17 protein-coding genes are annotated in these 14,782 nt (G+C 60.5%); 7 read left to right on the forward strand and 10 right to left on the reverse strand.

Annotated features, from left to right (window positions below; all coding sequences use genetic code 11):
• The first annotated feature begins 69 nt into the window (after positions 1-69).
• From ACIQ3A_RS06715 to ACIQ3A_RS06730, 4 genes are all read left to right on the forward strand, one after another.
• Positions 70-210 (forward strand): hypothetical protein, encoded by a 141-nt coding sequence (locus tag ACIQ3A_RS06715; RefSeq protein WP_396430978.1) that lies wholly within the window; start codon positions 70-72, stop codon positions 208-210.
• Between the two features lie 192 nt (positions 211-402).
• Positions 403-1,035 (forward strand): flavin reductase family protein, encoded by a 633-nt coding sequence (locus ACIQ3A_RS06720; protein WP_396430979.1) that lies wholly within the window; start codon positions 403-405, stop codon positions 1,033-1,035.
• 237 nt (positions 1,036-1,272) lie between these two features.
• The gene (locus ACIQ3A_RS06725; RefSeq protein ID WP_396430980.1) at positions 1,273-2,040 is read left to right on the forward strand and encodes an SDR family oxidoreductase; all 768 of its coding nucleotides are present in this window, start codon (positions 1,273-1,275) and stop codon (positions 2,038-2,040) included.
• 42 nt (positions 2,041-2,082) lie between these two features.
• Positions 2,083-2,973: a DMT family transporter gene (locus ACIQ3A_RS06730; protein WP_396430981.1), complete on the forward strand. Its 891-nt coding sequence runs from the start codon at positions 2,083-2,085 to the stop codon at positions 2,971-2,973.
• 45 nt (positions 2,974-3,018) lie between these two features.
• On the opposite strand, the gene ACIQ3A_RS06735 is transcribed toward ACIQ3A_RS06730, so the two are convergent.
• The 5 genes from ACIQ3A_RS06735 to ACIQ3A_RS06755 form a co-directional block, all read right to left on the reverse strand.
• Positions 3,019-3,372: a hypothetical protein gene (locus ACIQ3A_RS06735; RefSeq protein ID WP_396430982.1), complete on the reverse strand. Its 354-nt coding sequence runs from the start codon at positions 3,370-3,372 to the stop codon at positions 3,019-3,021.
• Positions 3,373-3,377: 5 nt separating this feature from the next.
• Positions 3,378-3,746: a glutaredoxin domain-containing protein gene (locus ACIQ3A_RS06740; protein WP_396430983.1), complete on the reverse strand. Its 369-nt coding sequence runs from the start codon at positions 3,744-3,746 to the stop codon at positions 3,378-3,380.
• Positions 3,747-3,786: 40 nt separating this feature from the next.
• Positions 3,787-4,362, reverse strand: a complete 576-nt coding sequence (locus ACIQ3A_RS06745) for a restriction endonuclease (RefSeq protein WP_396430984.1) — start codon at positions 4,360-4,362, stop codon at positions 3,787-3,789.
• 142 nt (positions 4,363-4,504) lie between these two features.
• Complete coding sequence (locus ACIQ3A_RS06750; RefSeq protein ID WP_396430985.1) at positions 4,505-6,706, reverse strand: TRAP transporter permease; 2,202 nt, start codon at positions 6,704-6,706, stop codon at positions 4,505-4,507.
• Positions 6,707-6,899: 193 nt separating this feature from the next.
• The gene (locus ACIQ3A_RS06755; protein ID WP_396430986.1) at positions 6,900-7,853 is read right to left on the reverse strand and encodes a TAXI family TRAP transporter solute-binding subunit; all 954 of its coding nucleotides are present in this window, start codon (positions 7,851-7,853) and stop codon (positions 6,900-6,902) included.
• Between the two features lie 171 nt (positions 7,854-8,024).
• Here ACIQ3A_RS06755 and ACIQ3A_RS06760 point away from each other — a divergent pair, with 171 nt between their 5' ends.
• Positions 8,025-9,236 carry a D-amino acid dehydrogenase gene (locus ACIQ3A_RS06760; RefSeq protein ID WP_396430987.1) on the forward strand — a complete coding sequence of 404 codons (1,212 nt, stop codon included), beginning with the start codon at positions 8,025-8,027 and terminating at the stop codon, positions 9,234-9,236.
• Positions 9,237-9,321: 85 nt separating this feature from the next.
• Here ACIQ3A_RS06760 and ACIQ3A_RS06765 read toward each other — a convergent pair whose 3' ends face one another.
• From ACIQ3A_RS06765 to ACIQ3A_RS06780, 4 genes are all read right to left on the reverse strand, one after another.
• Complete coding sequence (locus ACIQ3A_RS06765; RefSeq protein ID WP_396430988.1) at positions 9,322-10,440, reverse strand: Stealth CR1 domain-containing protein; 1,119 nt, start codon at positions 10,438-10,440, stop codon at positions 9,322-9,324.
• Between the two features lie 120 nt (positions 10,441-10,560).
• Complete coding sequence (cho, locus tag ACIQ3A_RS06770; protein WP_396430989.1) at positions 10,561-11,424, reverse strand: excinuclease Cho; 864 nt, start codon at positions 11,422-11,424, stop codon at positions 10,561-10,563.
• 98 nt (positions 11,425-11,522) lie between these two features.
• On the reverse strand, positions 11,523-12,344 hold the full coding sequence (locus ACIQ3A_RS06775) for a 2-keto-4-pentenoate hydratase (protein WP_396430990.1): 822 nt from the start codon (positions 12,342-12,344) through the stop codon (positions 11,523-11,525).
• A 45-nt stretch (positions 12,345-12,389) separates the two neighbouring features.
• Complete coding sequence (locus ACIQ3A_RS06780; protein WP_396430991.1) at positions 12,390-13,283, reverse strand: MBL fold metallo-hydrolase; 894 nt, start codon at positions 13,281-13,283, stop codon at positions 12,390-12,392.
• 95 nt (positions 13,284-13,378) lie between these two features.
• Between ACIQ3A_RS06780 and ACIQ3A_RS06785 the strand changes: the two genes are divergently transcribed.
• Entirely contained in the window at positions 13,379-14,056 is a 678-nt protein-coding gene (locus ACIQ3A_RS06785) for a transglutaminase family protein (RefSeq protein ID WP_396430992.1), read from the forward strand.
• Positions 14,053-14,466, forward strand: coding sequence for a hypothetical protein (locus ACIQ3A_RS06790; protein WP_396430993.1), 414 nt, complete (start codon positions 14,053-14,055; stop codon positions 14,464-14,466). The genes ACIQ3A_RS06785 and ACIQ3A_RS06790 overlap by 4 nt, the downstream gene beginning before the upstream one ends.
• On the opposite strand, the gene ACIQ3A_RS06795 is transcribed toward ACIQ3A_RS06790, so the two are convergent.
• Positions 14,457-14,782: hypothetical protein (locus ACIQ3A_RS06795; RefSeq protein WP_396430994.1), on the reverse strand; the 326-nt coding region annotated here is incomplete at its 5' end. The genes ACIQ3A_RS06790 and ACIQ3A_RS06795 overlap by 10 nt on opposite strands.

The raw sequence follows: 14,782 nt of genomic DNA on the forward strand, positions 1-14,782 counted from the left end.
ATGAACTGGCACCTGATTCTGTCTTTTTTTTCAACCCTGTTCCTCAAAGGTGCTTTTATGAAAATCGTGATGACCGCTCTCGTTTCCGCTTTCATGCTGATGTCTGCGCCCTCCTTCGCAGGCAGCCATGGTGGCGGCAAGATGGATGACAAAAAAGTCGACTGCTCCAAAAAAGAAAACGAAAAGAATGCCGCTTGCGTCAAGAAGTAATCCTTTTCTTGTCTGCTCGCTAAAACCCCTTTCGAGGGGTTTTTTTGTGAGCCTTGCGCCCTTCCCGGGGCAAGCCTGGGCCCTCCTTATTGCCAACTAAAAAGGCCCCTCAGCACGGGTGGCAAACGAGACACCAACTCATGCCACGCTCGGTTAACCTGCACTGATTCCCACATCGTCAAGGCGCCCCTGATGCATTTCTACGAACCCCGTCTCGGCCACGGCCTGAAGCACGACCCGTTCAACTCAATCGTAGGCCCCAGGCCGATTGGCTGGGTGTCTAGCCGCAGCGCCAGTGGTGTGCTGAATTTGGCGCCTTACAGCTTTTTCAGCGCTTTCAATTACGTGCCGCCCGTGATTGGTTTTTCGAGCATCGGACGCAAGGACTCACTGAACAACATCGAAGCCACCGGCGAGTTTGTCTGGAACCTGGTGACCCGCGACTTGGCCGAGGTGATGAACCAGACTTGCGAGGCGGTGCCCCCAGAAGTCAGCGAATTTGAGCTGGCAGGCCTGACGCCCGAGCCCTCGCGCATCGTGGGGGTGCCCCGTGTGGCGCAAAGCCCGGTGAGCTTTGAGTGCCGGTGCACGCAGATCCTGCAACTGCAAGATCTTGCGGGGGAAAAAATAGAGACCTGGATGATTTTTGGTGAAGTGGTGGGTATCCACATCGACCCGCGGCTCACACCCAATGGGGTTTACGACACCGCCCGCGCAGGGCATATTTTGCGGGGCGGCGGTCCAGCCGATTACTTCAGCATTGGGCCAGAGCAGTTGTTCAAGATGTTCCGACCCGAAAGCGGCGCACGCGATTTGCCGAAATGACCGAACGGCATTCGGGCGCAAAAGCTTGTACCCGTTAATCTCTGAAAATTTTTACGGCTGTTTTGTTGGGTAAGTGTCTTGAAAACGCGTGACCCGGTTGATCTGGCCTTGGCATGGTGTGAAGTCCGCTGTCACCTGGGCAGCAGCCATCACGGTCGAGGCTGATTTAATGGTGTGCTTGGCAGCCCGACCGCTCAATGCGCCCAAATGCCCCCACTTCACGAACAGGACAATCTGATGACCCAAGCACTTAACGGACAAGTCGCCTGGATCACCGGGGGCGGCAGCGGCATCGGGCTGGCGGGTGCGATCGAACTGGTCAAAGCTGGCGTCCATGTGGTGATTTCGGGCCGCAACGCAGCCACCAACGCCAGCGCCCTGGCCACCCTGCAAACATTGGGCAGCGCCGAAGCGGTGTTGCTGGACGTGGCGGACAAACACGCCGTGAAAGCGGTGGCGCAAAACATCACGGCGCAACATGGCCGCATCGACATCTTGGTCACCAGCGCAGGCACCAACGCCACACAACGCAATTTCGACGTGGTCACCCCTGAAGCCTGGGACGACGTGGTCGCCATCAACCTGTCCGGCTTGTTTTATTGCGTGCACGCGGTCTTGCCCACCATGCGCCAGCAGCAAGGCGGCCTGATCATCAACGTTTCTTCCTGGGCGGGTCTGTATGCCTCCAAACTCACCGGTCCGGCTTACAACGCCACCAAACGCGCCGTGCTGGCCCTGAACGAATCCATCAACATGGAGGAATGCACGCACGGCATCCGGGCCACCGCCTTGTTGCCTGGCGAAGTGGCCACCCCCATTTTGGACAAACGCCCCGTGCCCCCGTCCCAAGCCCAACGCGAGCGCATGGTGCAAGCCGAAGACATGGGGCAGGCCATTTTGTTTCTGGCCCAAATGCCTGCGCGCACCTGCATCAACGAATTGATCATCTCGCCCACTTTCAACCGCTTTTACACGGGCGGACTGGAAACACCCAGCCCACGCTGACCGCCTTTCAGGCCCTGGCAGACAGGGCCTGAGCGCGTTGCCATGAGCCAGCTTTTTACCGACAACCCCCGACACCGCCGCATCGGCATTGCGCTGGTGACCGTGACCACCCTGATGTTCGCAACGCTGGATGCATCGGCCAAATGGCTGGTGCTCAGCTTGCCCGTGCTGCAGGTCGTGTGGATGCGCTTTTTGACACACTCGCTGTTGTCCATCGCGGTGTTTGCCCCGTCCATTCAAGGCGACCTGGTGCGTTGGCGGCACCCAGGCTTGCAGTTGGTGCGGGGCTTGATGTTGGCCACCATGACAGCCTTGAACTTCTGGGCCTTGCAGTACCTGCAGTTGGCCGAAACGGGCGCCATGCAATTTTCTGTGCCCATTTTGATCGCCCTGCTGTCGGCCTGGTGGCTGGGCGAGCGCCTTGACGCCAAGCGGTGGGTGGCCATCGCGGTGGGCTTTGCAGGCGTGCTGATCATCATTCGCCCCGGCAGCCAGGGTTTTCATCCGGCCATTTTGTTGTCGGCGCTCAACGCGGTGTTGTACGCCCTGTTCAACATGATGACGCGTTACTTGGCCAGCAGCGAAAACCCGGCCACCACCCAACTGACCTCAGCGGTCGTGGCCACCCTGGTGCTGACGCCATTTGCCCTGTGGCAATGGCAAACGCCCGCCACGCACCTGGAGTGGTTCGTCATGGCCCTGGCCGGATTGTGCGGCGGCATTGGCCATTACTTTGTGGCCGTGGCGCACCGCTATGCCACGGCCGCGGTGTTGGGCCCGTTTTTGTACCAACAGATCATTTACATGTGCTTGTTTGGCTGGCTGGTCTTTGGCCAGATGCCCGACCTGGCTGTGGTGCTGGGGGCGTGCGTGGTGGTGGCCAGTGGCCTGTATCTGTTGTGGCGCGAGTTTCAAAACACCACGGCCCCATGACATGACAAGCGTGGCTGGCCGTCACCGGGAAATCAAACCAGGCGACTAGGCGTCTTCCCGTGCCTCGATCAGCAGGCGCTGCACCACCGATCCGTGCGTGCCTGCCACAGCGCGAATGCGCATGGCCGGACCCGCCTCGAGCACGCTGCGGCAGTGGTAATCCAGCCCGTCGGTTTGCCCGGGGCAGTTGCTTTGGATGCGCCTGCTCCACTGGCGCCGGCCATCGACTTCCAGCGTCAGCTCGTGCCAGGCTTCTTCATTTTCGGCAGGTACGCGCACCACCAGGCTGACATCGATGTCAAAGGTGCGACGGCGTTGCAATGCGCCTGGAATATTCAGCACAGCCACCGCATCACCCACCTCGGTGCGCCACAACTCGGGTTTTGCGTGAGTCGCCATGTCACTCAGGGCTGAAGCAAGGTCTTGAGTTCGCCGCTGTCGATCAGGCGCTGCAAATCGTCTGCACCCCCAACCAACATGCCCTTGACAAACACCATCGGAAACGTCGGCCAACCGGTCCACATCTTCAGGGCATTGCGCAAACGCCACTGTGAAAAGTAGCTGCCAAACTCTTGGTAGTCATGCGCCACGCCGGCTGCGGTCAAGGCCTTGCGGGCTTTGCCCACAAAGGGATTGCCCGACAAACCCACCACCACCACAGGGTGTTGCGCGATGGCCGCTTGTACCTGCTGAATCACTGCAAGGTGATGCACAGCAATGCGTTGGCGAATGGCCGGATGAATGGACGATTCGTCCAGGAAAGGTCGTGTCATATCAATCCTTGAATACCCAAAAAAGAAAAGCGCCCGGGTTTTAAGCGTTCAGGGCGCTGGCGCCATCGTGCATGAGTTGCGCGATGTTGGCAGGACCGAGTAACTGGATGGGATTTTGGCTGGCCAGGTCTATGGCGGATGGGCTAAAGGTGCCCAAGCTCATGCAGGTGCACGAAAACGCTTGCTGACTTTCGCGGGCGGCCAGCAGTTCGCGCAAGTGCTCTGCACCGACGGTGGCGGCCTTCCAGCGTTTGGCGCTGACCAGCGTGATGCGGCCATTCTTTTCGATCTGGAAATCAGCCGGGCCACTGCTCAGGCGACTCACTTCAAAGCCTTGTTGGCGCAAAGCCTCTTCGACCAGGATCGAAAAATCACGCCAACCCATGCTGCGGGCCTGGTCAGCCAGTTGCTGGATACGCTCTGGCGAAATGGCGTTTCTTTGCCGCCATGCCGCCATGATGCCGATCACCAAAAAAGGAAAAGCACCCAGCATGCCGGCTATTTTGTAGGCATCGGGCAGCAAGGCACCGGCGACCAGGGCCACGGCCAACATCACCACAAAGCTGACCCACCAAGGGGCGCGTAACAAAGTCGCAAACAACGACTTTTCAGACATTTTGAATTTCATGGGCAATCAGGAAAAGGCGTCGGCACGGCGCATCCGGCCTGGTTAAAAAGCTGCATTCTCTACAAGCCGTGAGTTTAGTGCCACAAACGCCCGACAAAACAAGGCGCTCGAAAGCACCTTGTTTTCAAGCTCATGCTGAAGATGGGTGGCGTGAAGCCCTGCTCACGGTCCATTGGCTGACCAGCACTGGCAGCATCAGCGCCAAGCCCAGCAAACTGATTTTCAGACCCGGGGCAATCAGGCAAAGCGCCCCGATGGCACACAGCGCACGTTCCCAGCGCTTCATCTCGGCCATCAGGTAACCGCTGAGGGCCGCTGCAAGCGCCACGATGCCCAGCACACAGCCAATGAAGGTGACCGCAAAGTCCGCCCAGGTGAAGCCTTTGGCCACCAGCAGCAGTGAAGGTGAAAACACAAACACAAAAGGCACCAGCACTTTGGCCAAGCCCAATCGAAAGGCCATGTTGCCGGTCTTGAACGGGTCACTGCCAGCCATACCTGCTGCGGCGTAAGCCGCCAGCGCCACGGGCGGCGTGATATCGGCCAGCACGCCGTAATAGAAGACAAAGAAATGGGCCACCAAGGGTTCCACACCCAATTGCACCAAGGTCGGTGCGGCCACCGTGACCATGATGATGTAGTTGGCTGTGGTCGGAATGCCGCAGCCCATCAGGATGCAGACAATGCCGGTCATGAACAAAGCGGCCAGCAGCGTCAAGGACTTGGCATCGGCCATGAACGCAGGCAACCAGTCCATCATGAAAGCGGCGATGATTTGCGCCCAGCCCGTGATGATGAAACTGATCTTGAAGCCCACCCCTGTGAGGGTGACCACACCAATCACAATGCCAACGGTGGCGGCGGCTGCACCGACTGCCAGCGCGTATTTGGCCCCAGTCTCAAAGGCTTCGAGCAGCACGGCATTGTCGATACGCCCCAAAACGCCCAACCACTTTTGTCCGGCCCAAACCAGCGCGATGCCCACCGCCAGAAAGCCCAGCTTGATGGTCTCGCCCTCACTGCCCCAATCCACAAAGGCAATCAGCGCCAGCAGCACATGCAGCACCACCAGCAAGACCCAGTTGGCGCTGCGGTTGCCCCGCACCGAGGTGCTCAGGCCCACGATCATGCAAGAGGTGATGCCAGTGAACGCGGCCAGATAAGGCGTTCGGCCAGACACCAAAATCGTGATCAGCAAAACCAAAGGAATCAGTGTGGGCCAGCGCTGCTGAAATGACTCACGCAGCTTGGGCATTTCTTCTTCCGTCAGGCCACGCAAGCCGTAGCGCTTGGCCTCGAAGTGAACCTGCATGAAGACCCCAAAGAAATGCATGAACGCAGGCACAATGGCGGCCGCGATGATGGTCTGATAAGACACATTCAAAAATTCGACCATCAAAAAGGCGGCTGCACCCAACACGGGTGGCGTGATCTGGCCGCCCGTCGATGACGCGGCCTCGACCGCACCAGCAAACTCGCGGCGGTAGCCGACACGGATCATGGCCGGGATGGTGAGCGAGCCCACCGTGACCGCATTGGCCACCGACGATCCGCTCAGCGTGCCGAACATGGCTGAGCCAAACACGCTGACCTTGGCTGGACCCCCGGCGTAACGCCCGGCCACCGTGGAGGCAATGTCGAGGAACAACTGGCCCAAACCAATGCGCGTGGCCAACACGCCAAACAGTACAAAGTGAAACACGTAGGTGGCGACCACGCCAACCGCCACACCGTAGATGCCCTGACTGGTCAGGTACTGGTGGTTGATCATCTGGCTCCAACTGGCGCCCGCGTGTTTGAGCAAGCCCGGAAAGTACGGCCCTGCCAGCGCGTAGGCGGTGAACCCCAGCGCAATCAAGGGCAAAGGCCAGCCCATGGAGCGGCGCGTGGCCTCCAGCAAAGTGATGAAGAGGACCGAGCCCATGACCACATCGATCGTGTCCGGGTTGCCCACCCGGAAGGCCAGATCGTCAAACACATACGGGATGTACATGACGCTGGCGGCGCAAGCCAGGCCCAAAAGCCAGTCCACCAGCGGCACACCGCCAATGCTGAAACGGCTTTTTGAAACAGTGCTGTCTGCATCGGACTTGAAAGCTGCAAACACCAAAAAAATCAGCCCCAGCACAAAGGCCAGGTGAACACCGCGGTGTGTGGTTTCTCGCAACAGGCCGAAGCCTGCGGTGTAGTAGTGAAAGCCCGACAGGATGACCAGCAGCCATTTCACGATCACTGTTGCGGGTGGCAACGTGGGCCTGAAACGCATTTCGGGGTCAAACTTTTCTTCAAGTTCCTGCAAATCACGCCTATCGCGCTCGCGGGCTTCGGTCATACCTGTCCTTCAAAACACAGGGCGCATTAGCGCCCTGTTGAAAATCCATGGCGCATTAGCGCCCTGTTGAAAATCCATGGCGCATTAGCGCCCTGTTAAAAATCCAAGGCGCCCAAGCGCCCTGTTGAAAATCCGAGGCGCAAAAGCCTCTGTATGCATGGCACGGGGTGCAGCAGCACCCCGTGCCAAAAAATCACTTCAGCAAACCGGCTTCTTTGTAGAACTTCTCGGCACCTGGGTGGAATGGAATGCCCACGCCCTTGACCGCGTTTTCCTTGGTGATGAACTTGCCCTTGGCGTGCCCTGCAGCCAGTGTGTCCTGAGCGGCTTTGCCATACAGGGCCTTGGTGATCTGGTACACGGTTTCGGTATCGGCCTTGGCACTGGTCACCCATTGGGCGCCCATGGCCATGGTCTGCACAGCGGGCACATCTTTGTAGGTGCCTGCGGCAATCGTGTCGACCGCCAGATAGGGGTTGGTCTTGCGCAAAGCCTCGGCCTGCGGACCTGCCAAGGACACCAGCTCGATGCCCGCGCCACTCGAAGCCAGCTCGGCAATCGCACCAGCTGGCGCACCGCCCACAAAGAAGAAGGCATCGAGTGCCCCGTCCTTGAGCTTGTCACCGGCCTGGTTCGGTTTGATGTACTCGGGCTTGATGTCGCTTTCTTTCACGCCATAAGCAGCCAGCACGATGCGGGCATTGACCAAGGTCCCTGAGCCTGGCTCGTCCAGCGCCACGCGCTTGCCCTTGAGGTCAGCCACCGACTTGATGCCTGAGCCTTTTTTGACCACCAGGTGAATGCTCTCGGGGTACAGGTTGGCGATCATGCGCAGGTCGGACACTTTGGGCTTACCTTCGTAAACGCCGGTGCCGGTATAGGCCCATGTGGCCACATCAGATTGCGAAAAGCCCGACTCCATCGCACCCCCTGCCACGCCGTTCACGTTGGCCACTGAGCCGTTGGTTGCCTGTGCCGTGGCCACGATCTTGCCGGGCTGGCTGACCGCGTTGGCGATCATGCCGCCCACCGGGTAATAAGTGCCCGCAGTGCCGCCCGTGCCGATGCGGAAAAATTGCTGTGCTTGCACAGGCGCCGCTATTACAGCCGCCAAACCCAGGACCCAAAACAGATTGCGACGCTTCATGTGATGCCTCATTAAAAAGTTAAAAAACCAGACCCTGGTGTTTAGCACAAGTTGTGCCCGATTGCCCCATAAATCAGCACGGCATCAGGGTAGACTCTCATATCGATGCCCCTAGGGCCATGGGTGAGTCGACCCAGGCAACAGGGGCATTTCACTGCGCAAAGGAAGCCAATGCATGTGTGCGTACTGGGTGCTGGCATCGTCGGCCTGACCACCGCCTATGAGCTGACGCAACGGGGTCACAGGGTCACCGTGCTTGACCGTGCAACACCCGCTGCGGGTGCCAGCGGGGGCAACGGCGCTCAGCTGAGCTATGCCTACGTGCAGCCTTTGGCAGATCCTGGCATTTGGGCCCAATTGCCCAAATTGCTGCTGTCGCCCTCTTCGGCACTCAAGATCAGGCCCCAGTGGGACCCCCGTCAGTGGGCTTGGGTCTGGCAGTTTTTGCGGGCCTGCAGCACGCAACAATCGCAAACAAGCACCTCCCAATTATTGGCCCTGGCCGCTCAAAGCCGACAGGTGTTTGACGCGATGCGCGAACGTGAAAACATAACGTGCGACTTTTCCCAATCGGGCAAGCTGGTGCTCTTTCGCTCCAACGCTTCGTTTGCGGCTGCGCGCCAGCAAATGGCACTGCAAAAGCAATTGGGGGGGGCCGCCCAACAAGCGGTGAGCGCCCCCGAAGCTTGCGCCATCGAGCCCGCTTTGGTGCACCACCAAGAAGCCTTTGCGGGCGCGATTTATACCGAAAGCGAGTGCGCCGCAGATTGCAAGCAAGTCTGCGATGCCTTGGCGCAGATTCTGAACACGCGGGGCGCTGACTTGCTGATGGGGCAGGCATTCAAGCGCTGGGTCACCTCGGGTGACAAAGTCACGGCGGTCCGTCTGGACAACGGTGACGAGGTGTCTGCCGATGCCTTTGTGCTGTGCACAGGCCATGCAGCACCGGCCATGGCGGCCGCGGTGGGTGTGCACTTGCCGGTTTATCCGCTCAAGGGTTACAGCATCACGGTGGCCACCGATGGCACGGGCTTCGCGCCCAAAGTCAGCATCACCGACAGCGCACGCAAGATTGTCTTCGCACGGCTGGGGCAGCGACTTCGTGCGGCCGGCATGGTCGAACTGGTCGGACACGACGCCAGCGTGCACGCCCGCCAGATTCAGACTTTGCAGCAAGCCACCCAAGCACTTTTTCCAGATTGCTCTCGCTACACCGACATCCAGCCCTGGGCAGGCATGCGCCCAGCCACACCAACAGGCTTGCCTGTCATCGGTCGCCAGGCCAACGGGCCCCGCAACCTCTACCTCAATGCCGGGCAAGGGGCTTTGGGCTTCACGCTGGCTTGTGGCTCAGCGGTTCATGTGGCGAACTCGCTCAGCTGACCCGCACAAGGCGCCGCCATGACGCCACTCCAGCCCCCCTCGCCCCGCACACGCCAGCCATTGAGCTGATGGCTTGCCAGAGCAATCAAGCCCGTTGCTGAAGCCCTGCTGCGTTGGTCGGGTGCTGGGCATTGGCCTGGGTGGAACGGGCCTGAAAAGCAGGCGTCTCAAGCTGGGGCATTGCAGGGTCCAGCGCCAAAGCAGCTGGGTTTTCAAAGCATGAGGGCTTGGGCAAGATGGACTGCAAGACGTTCAGCACGTTTTGCAAGCGGGGATCACTGGTTTGCGCATCGTCGGTGGTGTCGTTGATGCAAAAGAACGCCAGCGCGCCGAACTCAGCCACCAGCCCTTGCAGTTGTTCGTTTTGATCGGTCTCCCCCGTGGAGACATAGCGGTGGCGGTAAGGGCGGATGCTGGCCACCCCATGCGCCAAAGCCCAGCGCAGCACAAAGTCTGACACGATGGTGGGCTTGTCCCAGCTGCGAAACACCGTCGATCTGACAGCGGCAAACAACTCCGGCGCCGTGTCCTCCAGCTCCAGCAAGATCGACTTCAGCATGGGCCTCGGTGAATGGGCAAAGGTGCGAAAAGTGCTTTGGTACAAGGGGTCTTGCTCGCGCACTGCGGGGGTGCCCAAGCGGGCTTTTTCGGTGAGCCACTGGATTGACAGGCGGCAGGCGTTTTCCAGCGATGTGGCGTCCATGCGCATGGCCTCATCCGTGACCTCGGGGTCATCCGACCAGGTGACATGAAACCCACCCGGGTGAAACCAGTCGTCTAGTTGAACGGGGGCCCCAAAAAACACGTCGTCGTTGAAATAAAAGTAGCGCTCCGACAGACCGGGGATGTGGTGAATCCAGGACTCAATGTGGCCCGAGTCGAAGGTGGGCAAAGACGCTTCCGGCATCAGCTCGCGGTGGTCCACCAAGGTCAGCCGATCTGAAGATCGCAACCAGTCAGGGGCCTGGGCATCGGTGACGATGTAAACGTGGCCGTGACCCGGGAAAAACTTCTCCAACGCACGCAAGCTGTAGCGCAACTCATGGTTGTCGCGAAAGCGGCCCTCCACATTGCTGTAGCGGGCCATGGCGGCGCTGGAATCGCTGGCAAGTTGGTGCAGGGCTGCCTGACGTTTGGCACGCCAGGTGGAGTCATTCCCGTCAACCCACAAATAAACGATGTCGATGGGCGAATCGTTGGACATGTCTGCGTTGGTATTTTTTTAGAGGTGTGAGTCTAGCAGTGGCTTGGCGCAGCCCTTTTGAATACCCGCCTTGGCGTCAGGGCCACTGCGCAAGCACCGCCCAGGGCTTGCCGCGCCAATTCACAAAACCAGCACTTCCACGCCTTGCGTCAGCAATGGTCGGCACAAGATCTTGTAGCCGTCGGCGTCAAAGCCAGCGGCCATGCTGCCGAGTTGGCGGGCTTGGTCGGCCGTGGGGGCGCTGCCCAGATAGCACCAGTGGTTGACCACATGGATTTGCGTGAAGTCTTGGTCGCGCTCGACCAGGCCGACAGCCCCGCCAAAGGGCCAACACGCCACGCGCAGGGCCAGCAGGCTGGTGAACAGTCGCTCACGGTGGTCGTGTGGTGTTTCGTCACCTCGGCAAACGCCTGCACACTGTCGAATAGCAGCCCGAAAACAGGCCTTGCCGGGGGGCATTTTTTCGAGGCCCAAGGGGCCATAGCACAGCTTGTTCTGGTCGGCAATGGCGCGCAACGCATCGAGGGCGGCATGGCGGCTGGCAAACAGGCCGTACAGGTCGGGCTGGGTCGCAAAGTCGATGTCTTTCGAATAGACGACTTCGGGCACATCGTCCACCATTTGCAGGCTGCACAGCTGTTTGTTGCGGCGCAGCTTTTGGTTGAACAGCGGGTGCTGGGCCTTGATCATCTGGGCCTCTAAAAGCAGGGCCCCGATTTCACCTGCCGTGCGGATGTGGCTGATGCGCTGGGTCTGGCGCAGCATGCGTGCTTCGTCCTGCGTGCGCAGGTGCGACAGCAAGCGGGCGCGGATGTTGATGCTTTTGCCGATGTAGAGCGGCAAGTCACCTGCCTGGCCATGGAAGGTGTAAACGCCCGCGCCGGTGGGGGCATCTTCGATGGCTTGGCGCAGGTGTTGCGGGTACTCGTACACCCGGCTGTCTTCAAAATCATCGCGGCGGCGGCGAGGGGATACGGATGGCATGGCGGCTTTGGCTTTGGCTTTCGCGGTTTATGGCTCCCCCCCAATCCCCGAAGGGGGGTAAAGGGATGCGGCTCAGCAGGGGTGGGGGCGTGCGACCTTTACGTTGAAAGCATGCGGGCATTCAGGCTGCCCAAAGGCGCTGAAAATTCGGCGCGCCAGCTTTCCCCTGCCTGCAGGGGCCAAGCATCGGTCCAGGTGCCGGTGGTGACCACATCACCCGCTTGCAAATCGGTGGCACCGGGACATTGGCGCAGCTCCTTCAAAAAGTGGCTCAAGGCGTTCAGCGGGCTGTCGAGCACATTAGCGCCTGTGCCCTGCTCCACGGCCTGGCCGTTTTTGAAGAGCGTGACCTGGGCCTGTGACAGCAGTTCATTGAGGGCCAGCGCATCGGTGGCCAAGCTGCGCACAGGCAGGCGCAATCCCACCAGCAGCCGGGCATGCAGCCCACTGTCGGCCATGGTGTCGGTGGCGGTAAATTTCCAGTCGAGGGCGTGCGACTGCACAACTTCAAAGCCTGGCGCGAGCCAGTCAATGGCCTCGAACAATTGCTGCAAGCTGGGGTCAGCGGGGGGCGTGGAGCGCATGCCAAATACGATTTCAGGCTCCAGCCGGGGCTGGCAGGTGTGGCGCAGGTCAATGCTGCCTTGGCCCAAGCCGGGCGCGGACTCATCGCAAAAAACCAGGCCGGTGTTCCAGACCGTGCCCCACATGGGGCCGAAAACCTCGTAGCGCTGCCAGATCGTTCGGTTGGTGAAACCGATTTTGTAACCTTTTGGCACTTCGCCACGTTGTTGACGCAACTGGCGCACGGCCAGCGCTTTTTGGTAAGCCGCAGCAGCATCTGGCCCACCCACAGTGCCTGGGGTTTGCCCCCACAAACGGGCCTCATCATGGTGTTGCAAAAGTTGTTCGGGGGTCATGCCTGTGTGTCCTTTTGGGGTGGGTGAATGGGTCATAAAACGGCATCAAACCGCCATAAAGCGGCCATGCTCCAATGTGCAAATTTCCCTCTGCGCCAGCAACTCGGTCAGGTGCATCTTAATGGTGTTGCGCTCGGCACTGGGCACAAAAGGCACGTCGTAGCCTGCGGGGTAAAGCAGGCGCCGCTGGACCAGCTCGTCCAGGCTGTGCGGCGTTTGCAGGTAGCCCAGCAGCTTATCGCTGCGCTCGTCGATCTTGCTGGCAAAGCGCGCCAAATCGGCCCCGAATTGGGCCCGATCGGTGAGCACCGCTTTGTGGTGCGAGGTGACCCAGATGCGGGCATCCAGCTCGGCCACTTTTTTCAGGGTTTGCCGAAAGTCAGCCAGGCTGGAGGTGGCGTCGCCGTAGTACGGGCCAAAACCGGACAGGTCGATGTCCCCAATGAAGGCCAGGCCTTCGTTTTCCACCACCAAAGCGCAGTGGCCTGCCGTGTGGCCCGGCAGGTGGTGGGCGCGCACGGTGACGCCGCCCCCCAAGTCCCATTGCGCAGCGTCGCTGTAGCCAGTGGCATCAGGGCGCGGGTGGTAATGAAAGTCTTTTTCCACGATCACCCGCATGGCGTCGAGCACGTCTTGCGGGTAGCCGTAGTGCTGGCACATGCCATCCCACGACTGGGCGGCAGCCAGGTCGGCTTCGTGCACCTGCACCGGGGCATGAAGCAAGCGGTGCAGACCCGCCATGTGGTCTTCGTGCACATGGCCCAGGATGACCAGGTCCACCGTGTCCAGCTCGGGGCCGATGCGGTTGGCCACCTCGGGCGTGTCAAAGGCCACCCGCACATCGGCGCCCTGCACGATGAGCTGGTTGCCATCGGGGTATTTGCCCGATTGGGCGCCCAGGTGCACGCTCACGGCCCCAAAACGCAACACAGACGACATGACAGCCCTTCCAGATCAATGCCTCAGCAGGCACAAAAAGGCCACTATAGCCAGCGTGACATGCCCGGTCTGCCGCACAGGCTACAGTGAAAGCCATGAACACCCTGCCCTCTGCCGCCACTTTGGCCCCCACCGCCCTGATCGACAGCGACCACCCTGGCGTGCTGGCCTTTGCCCGCCAGCACGCGCAAGGCCGTGACGACCGCGAACGCGCCGTGTCGATCTACCTGGCGGTGCGCGACCAGTTTCGCTACGACCCCTACCGCATCGATTTGTCGCCCGAAGGCATGCGCGCCAGTTCGGTGCTGGCGCAGGGCTCGGGCTGGTGCGTGCCCAAAGCGGCGCTGATGGCGGCGGTCTGCCGCGCTGCGGGTCTGCACGCCCGACTGGGCTACGCCGATGTGCGCAACCACCTGAGCACCGAACGCTTGCGCCAGACCATGCAGACCGATGTGTTCATCTGGCACGGCTATGCCGACATCTGGCTGGGGGGGCAGTGGGTCAAGGCGACGCCCGCTTTCAACATCGAGTTGTGCGACAAGTTCGGGCTGCTGCCCTTGGCGTTTGACGGACTGAACGACTCGATCTACCACCCGTTTGACAAAGCGGGCAACCGGCACATGGAGTATGTGAACCAGCGCGGCACTTTCGACGACATGCCGCTGGCGCAGATCGTGCACGATTTCAAAACCGTCTACAGCGGCTGGATGGCCGAAAACGACCCGCTGCAAAACGCCAGCTTTGAGCAAGATGTGCAAAGGGAGACGCGGTGAGCACACGGGCCCTGGTGTTGCTGGACTCGATTGCGCTGGTCAACGCCACGCATGCGGGCACGGTGATTGTGTCGGGCTCACACGGCGGTTTGTCGGCCTCGCATTTCGTGACGGCGCAAACCCACAAGCCTTTTGCCGTGGCCTTCAACGATGCTGGCGGCGGCAAAGACAACGCCGGCAGAGTGGCACTGCACGAGTTGCAAGCGGTGGGTGTGCTGGCCATTTTGTACGCACACACCTCGGCCCGCATTGGCGAGGCACAAGACGGGCTGGACAACGGCGTGGTCAATGGCCTGAACGAATTGGCCTTGGCGCAGGGACTGCAATTGGGCTGGCGCATTGCACAAGTGGTGCGGCACCTGGGGGCCGACCCCAACCCCGACCCCGACCGCGACCGCGCTCAAGCGTGAATCGCCTCCCTGGCCAAGGGCACCGGTTCAAAAGCCACTCGGCTGGGCACATCGCACGCCACCCACATGGCCGGGGGATGGGTCTGCATGATGATGCCCGCCACACTCTCCACGCGACTCTCAGGCGGCACGCTGGGGTCAGGGCTGCGGCAGATGGACAAAAAGCCATCGGATTCGTCGCGCAAAAAACGCTCCAGATCGGCTTGCCCAATGGGGGTTTGCAAGGCATATTGCCAGGCTGTCGCCAATCGGCTGTGGCTCGACAAGCCCGGCCCCACGGGGGCTTGTTCGCCGACCAGCGTTTCGCACACGAAAT

This window comes from Limnohabitans sp. (assembly GCF_044361985.1).
Taxonomy (GTDB): domain Bacteria; phylum Pseudomonadota; class Gammaproteobacteria; order Burkholderiales; family Burkholderiaceae_C; genus Limnohabitans_A.